We start from the raw sequence: 21,188 nt of genomic DNA on the forward strand, positions 1-21,188 counted from the left end.
TTCCGGCCAAACACCGCCGGGTGTCTACCTGAATACCACCACGTGGTCCACCTCGGCGCGGATGCCGATCCATTCGCCCAGTGCATGGTCGTGGTGGCTGGGCACGTGGGCCAGCACGGTTTCGCCGCTGGCCAATTGCAGGGTGTACAAAAACGTGCTGCCCCTGAATGCTTTGCGCACCACCTGCGCTTGTACGCTGGCCGCGTCGTCGTGCACGATGTCATCGGCCCGTAGCAGCACCTCCACCGGGCCCAGCGGTAAATCCGCCAGCAGGGCGGGGCGGATGTCGTGCAGCGGCCCCAGCGGGGTGTTGACCTGCTTGTGGCTGCCTGTGGCATCGGTGTGCAGGCTGACCTGCCCTTGGGCGAACACCCCGTGGCCAATGAAGTCGGCCACAAAGCGCGTGGCGGGCCGGTGGTACAGGGTGTAGGCATCGGCCCACTGGTGTAGCCGCCCGTCTTGCACCACACCGATGTGGTCGCCGATGGCAAAGGCCTCTAGCTGGTCGTGGGTGACCAGCAAGGCCGTGGCCCCCGCCGCCTTGAGGATGCCGCGCACCTCGTGCGCCAGGCGCTCGCGCAGGTCTACGTCCAGGTTGGAAAACGGCTCGTCCAGCAGCAGCAACTGGGGCCGGGGGGCCAGCGCCCGCGCCAGAGCCACGCGCTGCTGCTGGCCGCCCGACAGCGCATGCGGCATGTGGCGGCGCAGGCCTTCCAACCCCACCAGCGCCAGCACTTCGGCCACCCGCGCGCGCCGCTTCGGCGTGGGCCAGTGGGCAATGCCAAAGGCTACGTTGCGCCCCACGTCCAGGTGTGGAAATAGCGCGTAGTCCTGGAACACCATGCCCATGCGCCGCTGCTCGGGGGGCACGGCCTGGCAGGGCGCACTGATGGTCTGCCCGTCCAGCGCAATGTGGCCCGCGCTAACCGGCTCCAGCCCTGCCACGGCCCGCAGTAGCGTGGTTTTGCCGCAGCCCGACGGGCCAATCAAGACCCCAATATCGCCCGCCGGCAGACCCAATGTGACGTTGTCCACAGCGGGCTGGGGGCGGCCGGGGTAGCTGACGCTGAGGCTTTGTAGTTTGAGAAACATCGTCCGATTTTAGATATTTACAATTCTCATTTGCACTGGCGTGGCCCATCTCCCCAGGCTCCACTACAACGGTTACCCATGCCACTTTTTCAACGCCTTGTGCAACTCCCTTTATTCCTGCTGGCCGCTCTGGTGCTGCTGCCTGTGATTGCCGTGTGGGCAGCGCTGTTGCAGTGGAATGCCACCAGCGCCGAGATCTTGCAACAAATGGTGGCCACGGTACTGCCCGAATATGCCTTGACATCGCTGCTGCTGTGCGTCTGCGTGGCGCTGGGGGTGGCGCTCGTGGGCACGGCCACGGCGTGTGCGGTGGCAGTGTTTGATTTTCCGGGCCGCCGCACCCTGGAATGGGCGCTGCTGCTGCCCCTGGCCATGCCCGCCTATGTGGTGGCCTATGCCTATACCGATTTTTTGCAGTACAGCGGCCCGGCCCAGGGGGCACTGCGGACGTTGACCGGGTTGCAGGGCCGCATGCTGCCCGAGGTGCGCAGCCTGGGCGGGGCGGTGCTGGTGTTTGTGGTCACCCTCTACCCCTATGTATACCTGCTGGTGCGGGCAGCGCTGGCCGAGCGGGCGGCGCACCTGATGGAGGCGGCCCGCATGCTGGGCGCGCCGCTGGGCCGCCGTGTGCGCAGCGTGGCCCTGCCGCTGGCACGCCCGGCAGTGGCGGCCGGGGTGGCGTTGGCGCTGATGGAGACCCTGGCCGATTTTGGTGTGTCCAGCTACTTTGGCATCCAGACCTTTACCGCCGGTATCTACAAGGCCTGGCTGTCTATGGACAACCCGGTGGCGGCGGCCCAACTGGCCTGCTTGCTGCTGACTGTGGTGGCGGTGCTGCTGGCGCTGGAGCGCCAAGCCCAACAGCGCATGCGGTTCTCGGCGGCCAAAGGCAGCCGGACGGGCAGTGCCGAGGCGCGGCGCGTGCCGCTAATGGGTTGGCAGCGGGTGCAGGCATGGGCGGTGTGCAGCCTGCCGGTGTTGTTGGGCTTTGTGTTGCCGGTGCTGTTCATGCTGCGCCCGCTGGTGCAGGGCTGGCAGTCGGAGGATGCGCCGCTGCCTTGGGCACGGTTTGGCCACTGGGCGTGGAACAGCGTGCAATTGGGCGGCCTGGCTTCTGTGCTGGCCGTGGGGATGGCGCTGCTGCTGGCGTTTGCGGCACGCCCGGCCTCGGCCCGGCTGGCGCGCGGCGTGTTGCAGGTGGCCAGCCTGGGTTATGCGATTCCGGGGGCCGTGGTGGTGGTGGGGCTGCTGCTGCCGGTGGGTTGGTTGCAGGCGGCCCAGCCGACCTGGGGTGTGGGCTATGTGCTGACGTCCACCGTGCTGGGGGTGGTGTGGGCGTATTTGGTGCGGTTTTGCGCGGTGGCTTTGCAGAGCGTGCAAAGCGGCTACAGCCGGATTCCGCAGAGCTATGACGAATCTGCGCGCATGCTGAATGTGACCGGCTGGGGTTTGCTGTGGCGGGTGCACTGGCCGTTGCTGCGCCGCTCCACCGGGGTAGCCGGTTTACTAGTGTTTGTGGATGTGATGAAGGAGTTGCCGGCCACCCTGGTGCTGCGGCCCTTCAACCATGACACGCTGGCGGTGATGGCCTACCAGCTGGCCCGCGACGAGCGCCTGGGCGAGGCCGCCTTACCGTGCCTGGCCCTGGTGGCGGTGGGGCTGCTGCCGGTGCTACTGCTGAGCCGCTCGCTGAACAAGTGAAGCCGTGCGCAATGAAAAAAACCGCCGAAAACCATGATTTTTTGCGGCGGTTTTGAAAGGCGGAACCCGGTTATTTGTAACCTACGCGGTCCAGCATTTGCTGTACCTTGACCTGGTTCATGCCGACCACGCTGATCGGGATGGTTTCGCTCTTGAAGCTGCCGCCGGTCATGCTTTGCAGGGCCGGGTTGTTGACCTGCACGCCTTTGGCGGTGGGCCATTCGTTGTTGCCGTTGGCAAAATAGTTTTGCGCTTCAGCGCTGGCCAGGTACTCTAAAAACTTCACGGCGTTGGCCGGGTTTTTGCTGTTTTTGGCCATGCCGCCACCGGCGATGTTGACGTGCGTGCCCCAGCTGCTTTGGTTGGGGAAGAGTATGCCGACTTTGTCCATCACCGCTTTGTCTTCGGCCTTGTCGGAGCGCATCAGGCGGGCCACGTAGTAGCTGTTGGTGATGGCCACGCCGCATTCGCCCGAGGCCACGGCCTTGATCTGGTCGGTGTCGCCGCCTTTGGCGGGGCGCGCCATGTTGGCCACCATGCCTTTGAGCCAGACTTCGGCTGCTGCGGGGCCTACATGCTCGGTAACGGCACCAAACAGCGACAGGTTGTACGGGTGCGAGCCCGAACGGGTGCAGAGCAGGCCCTTGTTCTTGGGCTCGCCCAGTTCCTCGTAGGTATCGACATCGCCCGGTTTGATGCGGGCCTTGTCATACACCACCACGCGGGCGCGGGTGCTGTAGCCAAACCAGAGTGTGCCTTCGGGGCTGGCTTTGCCCCGGTATTGGGCGGGAATGGCCGCCTCCAGCAGCTTGGACTGCACCGGGGCAAACAGGCCCTCGACCTCGGCCTTCCACAGGCGGGCGGCATCTACCAGCAACACCACATCGGCCGGGGAGGCCGCGCCTTCGGCCTTCAGGCGTTGCAGGATGCCTGCGTCATCCGCGTCCACGCGGTTGATCTTGATGCCGGTGGCCTTGGTGAAGCCGCTGTAGAGCTGGTCGTCGCCCGGGTAGTGGCGGGCCGAGTAAATATTGACTGTCTGCTCCTGCGCCAGGCTGCTGTGCACAGGTGCCAATGCGGCGCAGGCCAGGGCCAGGGTGGATACGGCTAAACGGGGCAAGGTCATGGAAGGTGGTCCAAAAATAAGAGCCCCTCAGGGGGCGGTCAGGGTCAAAAAACTGACGAATGATAGCTATTCTTATTCCACCGCTACCCAATAACCTTGGCTTTGTGAGGCTCTTAGAGCCCTTACTTAGGCAATTTCAGCGATCAGCTCGATCTCGACGCAGGCGCCCATGGGAATCTGCGCCACGCCAAATGCGCTGCGGGCGTGCGCGCCGATGACCGGGCCAAACACTGCGCCCAGTAGCTCGCTGGCTCCGTTGGTGACCAGGTGCTGTTCGGTGAAGTCGGCCGTGGAGTTGACCAGCGACATTAGCTTGACGATGCGGGTGACTTTGTTAAGGTCGCCCACGGCCGCGTGCAGCGTGCCCAGCAGGTCGATGGCGACGGCCCGGGCGGCATCTTTGCCTTCGGCCGTGGTGGTGTTTTTACCCAGTTGACCGACCCACACTTTGCCGTCTTGCTTGGCAATGTGGCCGCTCAGGAACACCAGATTCCCGGTTTGCACAAACGGCACGTAGGCGGCCGCCGGAATGGCCACGGGGGGCAGGGTGATGTTGAGTTCTTGCAACTTGGCGTAGATATCCACGGGTTTTCCTTTTATTAATGAAATAAGCCTCTAGCGCATATTCTGTATGCGAATTTAGCTATGAATTGTATAGCGTGTGCGGTCTATTGCCACTGCTGGGTGGGCGGTAGCCAGATGCTGCTTTGGCTCTGCGATTGGGATTGGGATTGGGACGATCCACCGCCAGCCGGGCGTGCGGGCGGTGGCGGCGCTGGTTCGGGGTCCAGCGGCATCACGGTGACGGCCACGCTCAATATGTGGCGGGCGCCGCCGTGGATCACGCCGCGCATGGGCGATACGTCAGAGTAGTCGCGGCCGGTGGCCAGGGTGATGTAGTCGTCGCCGGGGGGCCGGTTGTTGGTGGGGTCGAAGTCGCACCAGCCCAGGTCGCCGGACTGGTCGGGCAGGTAGACCGAGGCCCAGGCGTGCGAGGCATCGCTGCCAATCAGCCGGGGCTGGCCGGGCGCGGGGTGGGTTAGCAGGTAGCCGCTGACGTAGCGTGCGGGCACGCCGATGGCGCGGCAGCAGGCCACCATGATGTGGGCAAAGTCCTGGCACACGCCCTTGCGTTGGGCCAGTGCCTCTACGGCGGGGGTGTTGATTTCGGTGCTTTCTGACGCATAGGTGAAATCGTCATAGATGCGCTCCATCAGGTTCTGCGCGGCGGCCAGCAGCGGCACGCCGGGGCCGAAGCTGGGTTTGGCGTAGGCCAAAAAGTCGGCATGGCGCGGCACGTAGGGCGATGGAAACAAAAATTCGGCCGCCAGGCTGAACTGCACGCCGGCCCGGTAGCGAAAGCGCTCGCGCACCTGCTCCCAGGTCAGGTCGCTCTGCGGCCATGCGGGTGTGCGGGTGCTGACCACGCTGCGCGCCACCACGCTCAGCTCGTCGTGCGCGGCTTGCAGGGCAAAAAACGAGCACAGGTTGCCATACACATCGAGCGACTGGGTCAGCTGACTGGGCGTGGGGGTGATGGTCAGGGTGTGGCTCAACAGCTGCTGGTGGGCGGTGCTGGGCGGGCGCAAATGGGCTACGTGCTGCGCGGTTTCTACCGCCGGTTGGTAGGCGTAATGGGTTTCGTGGGTGATCTCAAGCTGCATGGATCAGGCTCCCAAACTGGTTTTTGCGTCCCGCGAATGGGTGAAGTAGGTGGCGCTGATTTCGTCCGACACGTCAAACGCGCACTGGCTGCACTGGGCCAGCAGGTCGGTCAACACACGGTACTGGCCCTGCGCATCCACGCTGCACAGCTCGGCCAGGTCCCAGGTATCGGGCGACAGCACTTTGTTCGACATGGGGCTGAGCACGCCCGCCGGGCTGCCCGCCAGCTTGGCCAGGCGGCCCCGCAGGGTGTGCGCCACCCAGGCCAGCGAACGCGGGTTGTCACGGTCCAGCACCAGCAGATCGACCAGCGCGGCCACGTCGCGGCTTTGCTGGTACTGCGAATGGAAGGTGATGGTGCTGTCGAACAGTGCCACCATCGCCTCGAAGCCTCCGGTGTTGGCGAGTGAACCGGCCTTGAAGCCGCGTGCCAGGGCGTTGGACAAAAAGCCCAGGCGCTCGATGTGGCGGCCAATGCTGAGCAGCCGCCAGCCGTCATCGCGGGTCATGCGGTCGGTCTGGGCGCCGGTCATGGCGGCCAGGTGGGTGCTGGTGGCTTCCAGCACGCGCAGGGCTTCCAGAGGGGAGAAATCGCCATCCTTGGCGTTGTTGGCACAACGGCTGAAGAACTTGTCTTCGGCCCGTACGATCACGTTCCAGTGCTCTTGCGACAGGCGCTCGCGCAGCTTGGCGGCCGCCTGCTTGATGGCGCGCAGGTTGTAGCCCACGCTGGGCACGGCGCTGGGGTCGGCCAGCCCGGCAATCAGCGAGCGTTCAAACACCCGGCGGGCTTGCAGCGGCGAGGGCACGGCGGCCAGCACCAGGCCGTGGCGGGTGGCCATGTCGTGCAGCCACACTAGCAAGGGCGTGGAGGTTTGGTCTTCGCCGCCCAGGCCTTCCAGTGTGACGCGGGCCAGCCGCAGGCTGTTTTCGGTGCGCTCGGCATAGCGGCCCAGCCAGAACAGGTTTTCGGCGGCACGGCTGGTCACGCGGTGGCTGCGCCGGGTAACGATCTCGGGCGACAGGCTGGCCTGTAGCAGGGTGGTGCGGTCTACCTCGCCGGTAGTTTTGACCCACACGTCGGCACTGCTGCCGCCGCGCTGCATCGAGGCCACGCTATCACCTGAATTGACCATGCGCGCCAGTCCGCCAGGCAGTACCCGCCAAGACTGCGGCCCGTCGGACACGGCAAACACGCGCAGCATCATGGAGCGCGGGGCGATGCGCGCCGGGTGGTTGGCGTGGGCGCTCCAGGTGGGCATTTGCGACAGGGGCAGGTAGGCCTGCACCGTGTATTCGTCGCCCTGGCGGGCGATGCGGCCGGCCCATTCGTCGAGTTCACGGCGCGACAGGCTGCGGCCCAGCACGGCATCGAAAGCCCGGCGGCTCACCGCCCCGTGGTAGGTGGGTTTGATGACGCTATTGGCCAGCTCGGGCAGGGCTGCATCCAAGGCTGCGCGTTCGCCGCACCACCAGGTGGGCAGGGCGGGCAGCAATAGTTCCTGGTTCAGCAGGTGGCGCGACAAGGCCGGTAAAAAACCCAGCAGGGCGGGCGACTCCAGAAACGCTGAACCCGGCGGGTTGGCCATCACCAGATTGCCCGCGCGGATGACCTGCATCAGGCCGGGCACGCCCAGGCGGGAATCGGGGCGCAGCTCCAGCGGGTCCAGATACTGGTCGTCCAGGCGTTTGAGCAGGCCGTGTACCGGCTCCAGGCCCTTGAGGGTTTTGAGGTACAGCCGCTGGTCGCGCACCGTCAAGTCGCTGCCTTCCACCAGGGTCAGGCCCAGGTAGCGGGCTAGGTAGGCGTGCTCGAAATAGGTTTCGTTGTACGGGCCGGGGGTCAGCAGAGCGATGTGTGCGTCCTTGCCCGCAGGGCTTACGCGTTGGATGCCATCGACCAGGCCACGGTAGGTGGCGGCCAGCCGCTGGATGTGCATGGACTCGAAGGCTTGCGGAAACAGGCGCGAAATGGCCAGCCGGTTCTCCAGTAAATAGCCCAAACCGCTGGGTGCCTGGGTGCTCTGCGATACCACCCACCAGTTGCCGTCGGGGCCCCGTGCCAAGTCAAATGCGGTGATGTGCAAATGCGTGCCGCCCAGCGGTTGCACGCCGTGCATGGGGCGCAAATAGCCCGGGTGGCCTTGCACCAACGCGGGGGGCAACAAGCCGCGCGCCAGCAGCTGCTGCGGTCCGTAAATATCGGCCAGCACCCGGTCGAGCACGCGCACGCGTTGCAGCACGCCCACTTCGATCTGTTTCCAGCTCTCGGGGGAGACGATCATCGGAAACAGGTCTAGCGACCAAGGTCGCTGCGGGTTGTCGGCATCGGCATAGACGTTGTAGGTCACGCCGTTGTCGTGGATCTGGCGCTGGAGTTGTTCGCTGCGGTGGTTCAGGTCGGCAAAGCCGCTGGAGCCTAGCTGCTCAAAAAACGCGCTCCACTCGGAGGTAAGGGGGGCTGGCTCGGCCGTGCTTTTGGCGGGATCGGTCGGGCGCGACTTGCCGCGCAGTTCGTCGAAATGCCCGGCCATTGCGGGGCGGGCCAATGCCAATGCCAACGCACGGGGGTCATCTGACATGGGCATTTGAAAAAGGGGGGTGTTCTTGGTTTCCACAGGTCACCCGATTGTCACACTAGAAATGGGGGGCGATGCCCGCACGGTGGCCGCTGAGTGCAGCGCAGCCACCGTGTGAACTGTGGTTACCGGCGCAGGTCCAGCGTGAACGGGAACTCTTTGCTGGCTGGCACGTTGATGGTCGCGGGCGGGACATGCAGCACGCCCGGCGTGTGGCCCATGCGGCTAAAACGCGATAGGCGGCGACTCTCTGCTGTGTAGGCGTTCACCGGGAAGGTGTCGTAGCTCAGGCCACCCGGGTGGTTCACAAAGTACTGGCAGCCGCCGATGGAATGCTTCATCCAGGTGTCCACGATGTCGAAGGTTAACGGGGCGTGGATGCCGATGGTGGGGTGCAGGGCCGACGGCGGGTTCCATGCGCGGTAGCGCACACCGGCCACAAATTCACCGTTGGTACCGGTGGACTGCATGGGCATGGCGCGGCCATTGCAGGTAATGACGTAGCGGCTCTGGTTCAGGCCGGTGACCTTCACCTCGATGCGCTCCAGCGACGAATCGACATACCGGGCCGTGCCGGTGGAGCCGTTTTCTTCGCCCAGCACATGCCAGGGTTCCAGTGCGTTGCGCAGCGTCATCTCGATGCCACAGCTCTTCACGTCGCCGACCAGGGGGAAGCGGAACTCCAGGTGCGGCGCGAACCAGCTGCGGTCAAAGGCAAAGCCTGCGGCCACCATTTCGTCGATCACATCGTGGAAGTCCATCTGGATGAAGGTCGGCAGCATGAAGCGGTCGTGCAGCTCGGTGCCCCAGCGGGTGGCGGGCGCTTTGTACGGGTTGTCCCAAAAGCGGGCCACCAGGGCGCGCAGCAGCAGCTGTTGCGAGATGCTCATGCGGGCGTGCGGCGGCATTTCAAAGGCGCGCAGTTCCAGCAGGCCCAGGCGGCCGGTGGCGCTGTCGGGCGAGTACATCTTGTCGATGGAGAACTCGCTGCGGTGGGTGTTGCCGGTGGCATCGATCAGGATGTTGCGCAGCGTGCGGTCCACGATCCACGGCGGCATCTCCTGGCCGTATTTTTCGCGGTTCATGGCCACCTGTTCGATGGCGATTTCCAGCTCGTAGAGCTGGTCGTTGCGGGCTTCGTCCACGCGTGGCGACTGGCTGGTGGGGCCGACAAACATGCCGCTGAACAAATAGCTCAACGAGGGGTGGTTGTGCCAGTACAGCAGCATGCTGGTCAACAGCTCGGGCCTGCGCAGGAACGGGCTGTCCGCCGGCGTGGCGCCGCCCATCACAAAGTGGTTGCCGCCGCCGGTGCCGATGTGGCGGCCGTCGGTCATGAACTTCTCGGCGCTCAGGCGCGATTCGAATGCGGCCTCGTACAAAAATTCGGTGTTGGCCACCAGCTCGCCCCAGGTGGAGACGGGGTGCACGTTGACCTCGATGACGCCCGGGTCGGGGGTTACGGCCAGTAGCTTTAGGCGCGGGTCGCGTGGCGGTGGGTAACCTTCCAGGACCAGTTTCACGCCCAGTTGCTCGGCCGTGTTTTCAATCGCGGCCAGCAGCTCCAGGTAGTCTTCCAGCATCTCCAGCGGGGGCATGAAGATGTACAGCACGCCGGATTTTTCGCCCACGGCTTCGGCCTTGGGGCCGCTGGCGCGGCGCGGGTCGCGCACTTCCACGCACAGCGCGGTGCGGGTCAACCAGTGGGCCGATTCGTTCTTGCTGGGCACGCGGGTGGAGAAGCTGCTCGGTTCGGTTTGCAGCGGGCTGTGGGCGCTGGCCAGGGGCGGCACGGCGGTGTAGGCGCTGGCGACCTGGTCTTGCCGTTGGCGGGTGGCCTCGGGTGCGGGGTTGACACCGGCCTGGAAGGGCAGGGTGGCGCGTTCGGTCAGCGTGGGGATGCCGGTCGGACGAACCGGGCCGCCGACGGCCGTGGTGCTGGTGGTGAAACTGGCAGTGCGGGTCGATGGACGCTGCGCATAGCGGGCGTACATGCTGCTGGATTCGGGCAGCGGCTCGCGCGGGATGGATGGGTCTTGCTCCACCATGTAGGGAAAGTCGGCCTCGCTGACCCAGGGCAGTGAGTCGAGCGGCAGGCGCAGGCCCATCGGCGAGTCGCCGGGCATCAGGTACATGCGTTCGTCGCGCAAAAACCAGGGACCGGTGGTCCAAACGGGGCCGGCGACGCGGCTGGTATCAGCGGGTTTGACGGGCAGCACGTAGCCGATGACCGCATCCAGCTTTTGCTCGAACACCCGGCGCAGGCGGGCGCGCTCCATTTCGTCGCCAAGCTTGGAGTTGAACGGGTCCACATTCACCGGCAGGCGGCGTTCGCGCCACAGGTAGTACCAGGTGTCTTCATGGGCCGCCACTATGTATTTAGGCGTGACACCCAGGTTGGTGGCCAGCTTTTCGGTGAAGCGGCGGGCATCTTCGCTGGTGTAGCTAGAGGGCACGCGCTCATCGGCAAACAGGTCGGGGTTGCGCCACACGGGCTGGCCGTCGGTGCGCCAGAAGATGTTGAGTGCCCAGCGGGGCAGTTGTTCGCCGGGGTACCACTTGCCCTGGCCGTAATGCAGGAAGCCGCCTTTGCCGTATTGGTCGCGCAGCTTGTGCGTCAGGCCGGTGGCAAAACCGCGCTTGGTGGGGCCTAGGGCATCGGTATTCCATTCGGCAGCATCGCGGTCGCTCACGGCCACAAAGGTGGGCTCACCGCCCATCGTCAGGCGCACGTCGCCAGCCGCCAGTTTTTCATCCACCTTTTCGCCCAAGGCCAGGATGTCGGCCCATTGGTCGTCGGTGTAGGGTTTGGTGACGCGGGGGGATTCGTATAGGCGGGTGACCACCATGTGGTGGGCGAATTCGACTTCGGCTTCGTCCACGCCGCCTTCGATGGGCGCGGCGCTGGATGGCTGGGGGGTGCAGGCCAGCGGGATGTGGCCTTCGCCTGCGAACAGGCCCGAGGTGGCATCCAGGCCGACCCAGCCTGCGCCGGGCAGGAACACTTCGCACCAGGCGTGCAGGTCGGTGAAATCGACCGTGGTGCCGCTGGGCCCGTCCAGGGCTTTCACGTCGGGGGTCAACTGGATCAGGTAGCCGGATACAAAGCGCGCTGCCAAGCCGCAGTGGCGCAGCAGTTGCACCAGCAGCCAGCCGGAGTCGCGACAGGAGCCGCTGGCTTTCTCAAGCGTTTCTTCGGGCGTTTGCACGCCGGGTTCCATGCGGATCAGGTACTTGATATCGCCCTGGATTTGCTGGTTGATGGCGACCAGGAAGTCATTGGTGGGCTGGGTTTTCAGGTCTAGCTTGTCCAGGTAGGCCTGCACCAGCGGGGTGGCGGGCTCGGTGACCAGGTAGGGCGAGAGTTCTTCTTGCAGCGTGGGGCTGTACTTGAAGGGGAAGTTCTGCGCCTCGGGCTCTAAGAAGTAGTCGAAGGGGTTGTAGACCGCCATTTGGACGACCAGATCGACCGTGACCTTGAATTCGGTGGTTTTAGCGGGGAACACCAGGCGGGCCTGGTAGTTGGCAAACGGGTCTTGCTGCCAGTTCACAAAGTGGTCAGCGGGCTCGATCTTGAGCGAATAAGAGATGACGTTGCTGCGGCAGTGGGGGGCGGGACGTAAACGGATGACCTGTGGGCCGAGGTTGACCGGGCGGTCGTACTTGTAGTGCGTAACGTGGTTCAGTGCGGCATGGATGGACATGTGCGTGTCTCTTGGATGGCTTCAAAAGTAGATGGCTCCAGCAACGCCGGAACCTACACGCATACTAGCAAGTCCTGAGCCATTGACCGGCTTTGACCTGTTGCGATGGAGGTATGACCTTATGCAGAATCTGTGGCCTTCCGAGGACAAACGCGTGGCGCTGGTCGCTCCGGGTTTGCTGGGTTGGGCGATCGGTACGGCGCTGCAATTAGGGCAGGCGGGGTTGTGGATGGCTGCCACCTATGTGGGTTTTGTGCTGCTGGCGCTTATTCTGATTGCATACACTGCTATCAATAAAATTGCATTGCAACTGGCCGGCCGGTGGGGCGTGGGGCGCTGGCTGGTGGCCTTGCTGGGCGGCTTGCTGTTGGCCTTTGGGCTCTGCGGTCTGCGGGCGGTGGTTTTTGCGCACAGCGCTTTGGATGCCCATTTAGAGGGGCGCGACCTCACGCTGGTCGGAATTGTGGCGGCAATGCCACAACGTAATGAGGCCGGGTTGCGGTTTCGGTTCCAGGTGGAGTCGGCCCGGTTGGACGGCATGCCCACCACGGTGCCGCCGCTGGTCGATCTGGCCTGGTATGGCGGCCCCCAGGCTTACGGCTGGGGAGGCAGTGCCACGGCGGTGGAGCTGCAAGGCCTGCCCGCCGACCTGCGGGCCGGCGAGCGCTGGCAGATGACGGTGCGCCTCAAGGCCCCGCACGGTGCGCGCAATCCGCATGGTTTTGACTACGAGCTGTGGCTCTGGGAGCAGGGCGTGCAAGCCACCGGCAGCGTGCGCGCCGGGCCCAAGGATGTGCCGCCGCAGCGCTTGGCCGCTACTTGGCGGCACCCGGTAGAGCGCGCCCGGCATGCGGTGCGCGACCGCATCTACCAGCATGTGGCCGACCGGCAGCAGGCCGGGGTGATTGCCGCGCTGGTGGTGGGCGACCAGGCCGCTATTGAGCGCAGCGACTGGGAGCTGTATCGGGTGGCAGGTGTGGGGCATCTTGTCAGTATCTCGGGGCTGCACGTCACCATGTTTGCCTGGCTTGCGTCTGCCGCCGTGGGCTGGTTGTGGCGGCGCAGCGATGTGTTGGGCGGGCGTGCGGGCGAGGCTTGGCCGGTGCCCCAGGTGGCGTTGCTGGGCGGCGTGCTGCTGGCCACGCTGTATGCGGTGTTCAGCGGCTGGGGCGTGCCCTCACAGCGGACCATTTGGATGCTGGCCACCGTGGGCGTTCTGCGGGTGGGCGGGCGACAGTGGCCCTGGCCTTCGGTGTGGCTGCTGGCCTGCGCCGTGGTGCTTGTGGTGGACCCGTATGCCTTGATGCAGGCGGGGTTTTGGTTGAGCTTTGTGGCGGTGGGGGTGTTGTTTGCTATGGATTCAGGAGCTACTGGCGCAATTAAAATAAGCGCTAGAGCACGATTTGGCTCTATGTTTCGTACGCAATGGAGCATCACCCTGGCGCTGGCCCCATTGACGCTGCTGCTGTTCCAGCAGGTGTCGGTGGTGGGGCTGTTGGCCAATCTGCTGGCGATTCCGTGGGTGACGCTGGTGGTGACACCGCTGTGCATGCTGGGCATCTTGCTGCCGCCGCTGTGGTCGGCGGCGGCGCTGGCGATTGGCGCACTGGGTGGGCTGTTGCAGGTGCTGGTGCAGTGGCCGTTTGCTACTTTTTCTGTAGCTGCTCCCGCCCTTTGGATGGGCGTGGTTGGCATATTGGGTGGTGGTTTGCTGGTGCTGCGCCTGCCCTGGGGCTGGCGGGCAATGGGGGTGCCGCTGCTGCTGCCGGTGCTGCTGTGGCAAACGCCGCGCCCGTCTAGCGGGCATTTCGAACTGCTGGCCGCCGATATCGGCCAGGGCAACGCCGTGCTGGTGCGCACCGCTGGGCACACCCTGCTGTACGACAGCGGCCCGCGTTGGGGGCTAGACAGCGATGCCGGCCAGCGGGTGCTGGTGCCGCTGCTGCGGGCGATGGGCGAGACGCTGGATACCCTGCTGGTCAGCCACCGCGATAGCGACCATAGCGGCGGTGCGGCCGCGCTGCTGGCCACCCAGCCGCAGGCTACGCTGCTGAGTTCTATGGAAGCCGGGCATCCGCTGCAACAGCTGCGCCCGGTGCAGCGCTGTGTGGCGGGCCAAAGCTGGACCTGGGACGGCGTGCAGTTCCAGGTGCTGCATCCACAGACCGCCGACTACGATATTCCACAAAAACCCAATGCCCTGAGCTGTGTGTTGCGCGTCTCTAACGGCTTTTACACGGCGTTACTTGTAGCCGATATTGAGCAGCCGCAAGAGGCCCGCCTGCTCGCCCGCCAGGTGCCGCTGCGGGCCGACGTGTTGCTGGTGCCGCACCACGGCAGCAAGACCTCCAGCAGCCCGGCGTTTCTCGATGCGGTGCAGCCGCGCTTTGCGCTGGTCCAGGCGGGCTACCGCAACCGTTTTGGCCACCCTGCGCCACCGGTGCTGGCGCGCTACCAGGCGCGCGGCATCCAGGTGGTGGACAGCAGCCATTGCGGTGCGGCCACCTGGCAATCTCACCGGCCCACCCAGGTACGCTGCGACCGCCAGACCGATCCCCGCTACTGGCAGCACCAGCCGCCATGAGAGGGCCCTGTAAACACGGCTACGATGGATGCCGTGGGATGCAGATGTGGCAATTGAATAGCTGGCACGCTCCACCGAACGCTTGTTTTTGCACCAACCTGGCGCGCTACTTGCTATTGCTTTGTTATCAGGAGATGGACCCAACTATGCAAAAATTTGACGAGATGTACACAGGGCTGCCGTATGAGTTTTTCTCAGATGGCAAGCAGATCCGGGACCATTACAAAATCTACGATGCCTGGCTCGCCAAGCAACCCGGCGACATGATGGCCAAGCGGCGCGAAGAGGCTGAAATGATCTTCCGCCGCGTCGGCATCACCTTTGCCGTGTACGGCGCCAAAGACGAAGACGGCTCGGGCACCGAGCGCCTGATTCCCTTCGACCTGATCCCCCGCATCATCCCCGCGCAAGAGTGGGGCAGCATGGAAAAAGGCCTGGTGCAACGCGTCACCGCCCTGAACCGCTTTTTGCACGATGTCTACCACGACCAAGAGATTCTGAAGGCGGGCATCATCCCTAGCGAGCAGATCATGCACAACGCCCAGTTCCGCCCCGAGATGGTCGGCGTGGACCTGCCGAACCAGATTTACTCGCACATCTCCGGCGTGGACATCGTGCGTGCCCCCGATGCCCAGGGCAAGGGCGAGTACTACGTGCTGGAAGACAACCTGCGCGTGCCCAGCGGCGTGAGCTACATGCTGGAAGACCGCAAGATGATGATGCGGCTGTTCCCCGACCTGTTCAACCGCCACCGCGTGGCCCCGGTGGCGCACTACCCCGACCTGCTGCTGGAAACCCTGCGCGACTCCGCCCCCGGCGGCACCTCCGACCCCACGGTGGTGGTGCTGACCCCCGGTATGTACAACAGCGCCTACTTCGAGCACGCGTTTTTAGCCCAGCAAATGGGGGTCGAACTGGTCGAAGGCCAAGACCTGTTTGTCAAAGACAAGTTTTGCTACATGCGTACCACACGCGGTCCCAAGCGCGTAGACGTGATCTACCGCCGTGTGGACGACGACTACCTCGACCCGCAGGTTTTCCGCCCCACCTCCACCCTGGGCTGCGACGGCCTGATGGCGGCGTACCGCGCAGGCAACGTATCTATCTGCAACGGTGTGGGCACTGGCGTGGCCGACGACAAGTCGATCTACCCCTACGTGCCCAAGATGATTGAGTTCTACCTGGGCGAAAAACCGATTCTGAACAACGTGCCCACCTTCATGTGCCGCAACCCGGAAGACCTGAAGTACACCCTGGCCAACCTCAAAGACCTGGTAGTGAAAGAGGTGCACGGCGCAGGCGGCTACGGCATGCTGGTCGGCCCGGCCTCCACCAAGGCCGAGATCGAGGAATTCCGCGCGGCGCTGCTGGCCAACCCCAGCGGCTACATCGCCCAGCCCACGCTGAGTTTGTCGAGCTGCCCGACGTTTGTGGAGAGCGGCATTGCGCCGCGCCACATTGACCTGCGGCCCTACGTGCTGTCGGCAAAAACCGTGCAAATGGTGCCCGGCGGCCTGACCCGCGTGGCCCTGAAAGAAGGCTCGCTGGTGGTGAATTCATCACAAGGCGGCGGCACCAAGGACACCTGGATTCTGGAGGACGATGCCGTCCCCGCCAGTGTGCCCACCGCCACGCAAACCCAGACCCAGGCATAAGGACCCACACCATGCTGTCACGCACCGCCGACCATCTTTTCTGGATGTCCCGCTATACAGAACGTGCCGAGAATACGGCCCGCATGTTGGACATCAACTACCAAACCGCACTCTTGCCGCAGTCGGCTGCCGTCGCCCAGGTGGGCCTGCAAGGCCTGTTGTCGATCAGCGAACTGCTCCAGCCCTACCTGGCCAAGCACGGTGAAATCACCTCCAAAGCGGTGATGGAGTTCATGGTCAAGGACGAAGAAAATCCCTCAAGCATCATCTCTTGCCTGCGCGCCGCCCGTGAAAACGCCCGTGCCGTGCGCGGCACGCTGACCACCGAAGTCTGGGAAACCCTCAACACCACCTGGCTGGATGTGAACCGCATGCTCAAGGCGGGCGAGTTCGAGGCCGATCCGGCGCAGTTCTTTGAGTGGGTCAAGTTCCGCTCGCACCTGTCGCGCGGTGTCACGCTGGGCACCATGCTGCAAGACGAGGCCTTCCACTTCACCCGCCTGGGTACCTTTTTGGAGCGCGCCGACAACACTGCGCGCTTGGTGGATGTGAAGTTTCACGCCGTGCAAAGCGACTTTTTTGGTGCCGCCAGCGAGAAGGACCAAGAGTACGACTTCTACCACTGGAGCGCGATTTTGCGCAGCGTCTCGGGCTTTGAGGTGTACCGCAAGGTCTACCGCGACGTGATCAAACCCGAGCGCGTGGCCGAGTTGCTGATTCTGCGTGCCGACATGCCGCGCTCGTTGCATGGCAGTCTGAACGAGGTGTTGAGCAACCTGTCCTTGGTGTCTAGCGATCCGCACAGCGAAACCCTGCGCCGCGCGGGCAAGCTGCGCGCCGACCTGCAGTTCGCCCGCATCGACGAAATCTTGGCCACCGGTCTGCACGCTTTTTTGACGCAGTTTCTAGACCGTGTGAACGAGCTGGGCGCACACATCAGCCGCGAATTTTTGGTGCCAACGCCCCATTGACGTGCGGTAGTCCGGTTTTGGGTTCTGTCGGTACTACCACCGCCGCGCCTGCCAGTGAGAACTTGGTTCTGACTGGCAGGCGCGGTTTTTTTGCTAGGACTTACGCAAGCCCCTCTGTGTGCCCGACGGGCGACACAGGGACGCTGCGTATGTCCTGTTCGTTCTCCAAGAGGCGTTGCATGCGTTGTTTCCTTGAGTTTTAAGCCGATCCAGTTTTTTACCCGCTGGCTGGGGCGGCTGAGTGTGGGGCGCAAGCTCACGCTGATTTATTTGCTCGACCTGACCGCCGTCATCTACGTGTCGAGCATCCTGATCCACGAGAAATTCCAGTCGATTGATTTCACCCGCAAAGAAATCATCGGTACGGCCTACAGCGCGGCCGTACGCGACGTGCTCATGCCGTCCTTTTTGCCACTGCACCAAACTGGGGCATTGCAGCCCTCGCTGGCCCCGCTGCAACTGGATGTTGTGCGCGCCCGCTATGACGATGTTTTGCAAACCACCACAGCCAGCCAGGCGTTTGTAGAGCGCTGGCAGCGCGTCCATGCCGCAACCGGACCGGTCGAACGCCACAATGCCTTGAAACCCATGCTGCGCAGCGCCCGCGAGCTGCTGACCACCGTGGGCAACCAGTCCAACCTGATCCTGGACCCCGATCTGGACAGTTACTACGCCATGTCGCTGGTGGTGTTGCGTTTTCCCGAATTGCTAGAGGTGCTCAATGACACCGTGCGGATCCTGCCCAAAGCGCCATCACCGGTGGCGATTCCGCCGGGTGTGCAAGATCGGCGTACCGAACTCTTGATTTTGGCTGGGCGGCTGGATGCCGTCATTCTGGGCATCCGCTCCGACTACAGCCAGGCTTTTGCGGCGGGCAGCCCGGCACAGCACGCAGCACTGGCACCCAGCCGCTTGGCGTTGGAGCTTCGGCTGGGCGATTTCCTGGCTGCGGTGCAACGGCTGGCCGATGGCGATACCTATCCGCAAAATTTGGAGCCGCTCCAGCGGCATTACGACAACTCCTTGGTGGCGCTGACCGAGGCCTGGAGCCGCACCGCAACCGATTTGGACCGGCTGCTGCATGCACGGGTAGAGGCCCTTTTCAACCGCATGTGGCTGCATCTGGGCACGGCTTTGCTGCTGCTGACATGCATTCTGAGTCTGGTGTACGCCGTTGCCCGGCAGATTGCGCGACCTTTGACCAATCTGGCTGCGGTAGCCGACGCGGTGCGCCAGACCGGCGACTACCGCTTGCGTGCAGATTGGCATAGCCGGGATGAAATCGGCCAGCTGGTGACCGCATTTAACGGCATGCTGGCCCAGCTGGGCCAGCAGCGCTTGGCCGAGCAGGAAACTGCTGCACGCAGCCGTGCAGCCCAGGCGCAGCAGGCCCTGGTGGAGGCGATTCCGATTGCTTTGGTCGTCACCTCGGTGCCCGAGCATGACGTGCTGCACGCCAATGCCCCGGCACTGCCGTGGCTAGCCGGGCAAACCCGCGATCCCTGGCGCACCGGGCTGGAGCCCAGCGTGCGGGCGCGGTTTTTTCAACAGCTGGCGGACCAGGGCCAGGTGGATGAGTTTGAGGTGCGCTGGCTGGGCGGCCTGGAGCCTTCATGGGCGGTGCTGTCGGGTCGCAGGCTGCAATTCCAGGGACGCGATGCGGTGCTGACAGCATTTACGCCGATCAATGTGCTCAAAGGCATGGAGCGCCGTCTGGAGTTGTGGGCCAAAGTGTTCGAGGCATCCAGCGAAAGCATCATCATCATGGACGGCCAGCAGAAGATTCTGAGCGTCAACCGGGCGTTTTGCCGCAGCTCCTCCTACGACTTCTACGAGGTGATTGGTGAGCCGCTGAGCGTGTTGCTTGATGGCGCGCAGGCGGCCAGCGTAGGGCATAGCCTGGAGGCCTTATCCCAAGAGCGCGATGCCTGGCAGGGTGAGGTCAATTTTCGCAAGCGTTCGGGCGAAACCTATCCTGCATGGTTGATGATTTCGGCCGTGCGCGATGGCTCGCGCTTTGGTGCCGTATCGCAGTACATCGGCATCTCGGTCGATATCACCGACCGCAAGCGCACCGAGGCCCGGGTGCAGTTTTTAGCCCAGCACGATGTGCTGACCGAGTTGCCCAACCGGGCGCTGTGCGTGGTCCGGCTAGAAGCCGCGATGGAGGCCGCGCAGCGCAGCGGTGAGCAGGTGGCGGTGCTGTTCATCGACCTGGACCGCTTCAAAAACATCAACGACACCCTGGGCCACCATATTGGCGACGGTGTACTGCGCTCGGTGGCTAATCGGTTGACGGAGGCTGTGCGCAGCATGGACACCGTGAGCCGCCTGGGGGGCGATGAATACGTGGTGATTCTGAGCGGCGTGGCTGGGCGCGAAGAGGTGCAGCACACGGTGGAGCGCCGCCTGATTCCGCTGATCCGCCAGACCCACCATGTCGATGGCCACAACCTGCAAGTGTCGTGCAGCGTCGGCATTGCGCTGTACCCGGACGACGGCCAAGACATCCCCCAGCTCATGCGCCGCGCCGATGCGGCCATGTATGCGGCCAAGAACGCCGGGCGCGATATGGCGCGGTTTTATGAACCCGAAATTGAGCAGCTGGCGCAGCAACGCCAGGTGCTGGAGCAGCAACTCCGCCAGGCCCTGGAGCAGGGGGAGTTCAGCCTGCATTACCAGCCCAAGGTACAGGCGCAGACGCTGGAGGTGGTGGGGGTCGAAGCCTTGCTGCGCTGGACCAATCCGGTGCTGGGCGCGGTGCCCCCATCGCAGTTCATTCCGGTGGCAGAAGAAACCGGCTTGATCCGCCCTATTGGGGCCTGGGTGTTGCAGCAAGCCTGCCAGCAACTGGCGCAGTGGCACGGGCAGGGCTTGGCATTTCTGACGGTATCGGTCAATTTATCGGCTTTGCAGCTGGCCGATACGGGCTTGGTGGCGCAGATTCAGCAATGTTTGCACGCGTGCAAAGTGCCGCCTGCCGCGCTGGAGTTGGAGATCACCGAATCGGTGCTGATGGACAACACCAGCCTGGCGGAAGAGCAGCTGGCGGCATTGAAAGCCCTGGGTGTGCAACTGTCGATCGACGATTTTGGCACCGGCTATTCCAGCCTGGCCTACCTCAAGCGCTTTGCCATCGACAAGTTGAAAATTGACCAGTCGTTTGTGCGCGACATGCTTACCGACCCCACCGACCTGGCCATCATCCGCGCCATCATCGCCTTGGGCCATACCCTGGGTCTACAGGTGGTGGCCGAAGGGGTTGAGCTGGCACAGGTGGCGAGCCAGCTCAATGCCTTGTCCTGCGACGAGTTGCAAGGCTATTATTTCGCCCGCCCTATGCCCCCCGCAGCCTTTGCGCCGTGGCTGCAAGACCGCAAACAGCGGCCCGAGCGGCGGCGCGTTCCACCGGTGACCGGCGTGTGATTAGTGTTGCCGCGCCGAGTTGTAGGTGGCGGTAAGCAGCTTGTCGGTATAGGCAATCGCTAGCGCGCTGAGCAAAAACACCACGTGGATGCCGGTTTGCGCCAGCAGCACCTTGGCATCGTAGTTGGCCGCATTGATGAAGGTTTTCAGCAGGTGGATGGACGAAATGCCGATGATGGCCATCGCCAGCTTTACCTTGAGCACCGACGCGTTCACGTGGCTCAGCCATTCGGGCTGGTCGGGGTGGCCTTCCAGGTCCATGCGGCTCACAAAGGTTTCATACCCGCCCACGATCACCATGATCAGCAGGTTGGAGATCATCACCACGTCAATCAGCGCCAGCACCACCAGCATGATGATGGTTTCATTCAGGGCGCTGGGAGCGGCCGCATCCTTGTAGCCAATGCTGCTGACCAGGGCTTGCAGCGCGGTCTGGTTGCCAAAGGCGGCCTCGACCAGATGCGTCAGCTCCACCAAGAAGTGCATCACATACACCGCCTGGGCTGCAATCAGGCCCAGGTACAGCGGCAATTGCAGCCAGCGGCTGGCAAAAATGAAGCGGGGCAGGGGGCGCAGCGGCTTGCGGGTAGGGGGTGTGGATTCGGACATTTTTGGGGTTTTGGGGTGTTAACTGCAAAGGAGGATTGTAGGATTAGGGGTTTGTACTGTTTTAACAAGTCAGCAA

General features: G+C 63.9%; 12 protein-coding genes. 5 read left to right on the plus strand and 7 right to left on the minus strand.

The features are described from left to right. Positions 1-24: 24 nt before the first annotated feature. The gene (locus AC0969_RS16160; protein ID WP_479625176.1) at positions 25-1,092 is read right to left on the minus strand and encodes an ABC transporter ATP-binding protein; all 1,068 of its coding nucleotides are present in this window, start codon (positions 1,090-1,092) and stop codon (positions 25-27) included. A gap of 78 nt (positions 1,093-1,170) precedes the next feature. On the opposite strand from AC0969_RS16160, the gene AC0969_RS16165 reads away from it, so the two are divergent. Beyond that, complete coding sequence (locus tag AC0969_RS16165) at positions 1,171-2,793, plus strand: ABC transporter permease (RefSeq protein WP_479625177.1); 1,623 nt, start codon at positions 1,171-1,173, stop codon at positions 2,791-2,793. Between the two features lie 70 nt (positions 2,794-2,863). Here AC0969_RS16165 and AC0969_RS16170 read toward each other — a convergent pair whose 3' ends face one another. The 5 genes from AC0969_RS16170 to AC0969_RS16190 form a co-directional block, all read right to left on the minus strand. Continuing rightward, positions 2,864-3,919 (minus strand): extracellular solute-binding protein, encoded by a 1,056-nt coding sequence (locus AC0969_RS16170; protein WP_479625178.1) that lies wholly within the window; start codon positions 3,917-3,919, stop codon positions 2,864-2,866. A gap of 126 nt (positions 3,920-4,045) precedes the next feature. After that, positions 4,046-4,504, minus strand: a complete 459-nt coding sequence (locus tag AC0969_RS16175) for a RidA family protein (protein ID WP_479625179.1) — start codon at positions 4,502-4,504, stop codon at positions 4,046-4,048. 83 nt (positions 4,505-4,587) lie between these two features. Further along, entirely contained in the window at positions 4,588-5,583 is a 996-nt protein-coding gene (locus AC0969_RS16180) for a transglutaminase family protein (protein ID WP_479625180.1), read from the minus strand. 3 nt (positions 5,584-5,586) lie between these two features. Next, positions 5,587-8,166: a circularly permuted type 2 ATP-grasp protein gene (locus AC0969_RS16185; RefSeq protein ID WP_479625181.1), complete on the minus strand. Its 2,580-nt coding sequence runs from the start codon at positions 8,164-8,166 to the stop codon at positions 5,587-5,589. 122 nt (positions 8,167-8,288) lie between these two features. After that, positions 8,289-11,867: a transglutaminase family protein gene (locus tag AC0969_RS16190; RefSeq protein ID WP_479625182.1), complete on the minus strand. Its 3,579-nt coding sequence runs from the start codon at positions 11,865-11,867 to the stop codon at positions 8,289-8,291. A 121-nt stretch (positions 11,868-11,988) separates the two neighbouring features. Between AC0969_RS16190 and AC0969_RS16195 the strand changes: the two genes are divergently transcribed. The 4 genes from AC0969_RS16195 (at position 11,989) to AC0969_RS16210 (ending at position 20,503) form a co-directional block, all read left to right on the plus strand. After that, positions 11,989-14,451: a DNA internalization-related competence protein ComEC/Rec2 gene (locus tag AC0969_RS16195; RefSeq protein ID WP_479625183.1), complete on the plus strand. Its 2,463-nt coding sequence runs from the start codon at positions 11,989-11,991 to the stop codon at positions 14,449-14,451. Between the two features lie 146 nt (positions 14,452-14,597). Next, positions 14,598-16,106 (plus strand): circularly permuted type 2 ATP-grasp protein, encoded by a 1,509-nt coding sequence (locus AC0969_RS16200; protein WP_479625184.1) that lies wholly within the window; start codon positions 14,598-14,600, stop codon positions 16,104-16,106. 11 nt (positions 16,107-16,117) lie between these two features. Further along, positions 16,118-17,077, plus strand: a complete 960-nt coding sequence (locus AC0969_RS16205; RefSeq protein ID WP_479625185.1) for an alpha-E domain-containing protein — start codon at positions 16,118-16,120, stop codon at positions 17,075-17,077. A 192-nt stretch (positions 17,078-17,269) separates the two neighbouring features. Further along, positions 17,270-20,503 (plus strand): bifunctional diguanylate cyclase/phosphodiesterase, encoded by a 3,234-nt coding sequence (locus AC0969_RS16210; RefSeq protein ID WP_479625186.1) that lies wholly within the window; start codon positions 17,270-17,272, stop codon positions 20,501-20,503. Here AC0969_RS16210 and AC0969_RS16215 read toward each other — a convergent pair whose 3' ends face one another. After that, the gene (locus AC0969_RS16215) at positions 20,504-21,112 is read right to left on the minus strand and encodes a YqhA family protein (protein ID WP_479625187.1); all 609 of its coding nucleotides are present in this window, start codon (positions 21,110-21,112) and stop codon (positions 20,504-20,506) included. Between the last annotated feature and the right edge of the window lie 76 nt (positions 21,113-21,188).

The organism is Rhodoferax sp. LB1P47 (assembly GCF_056521445.1).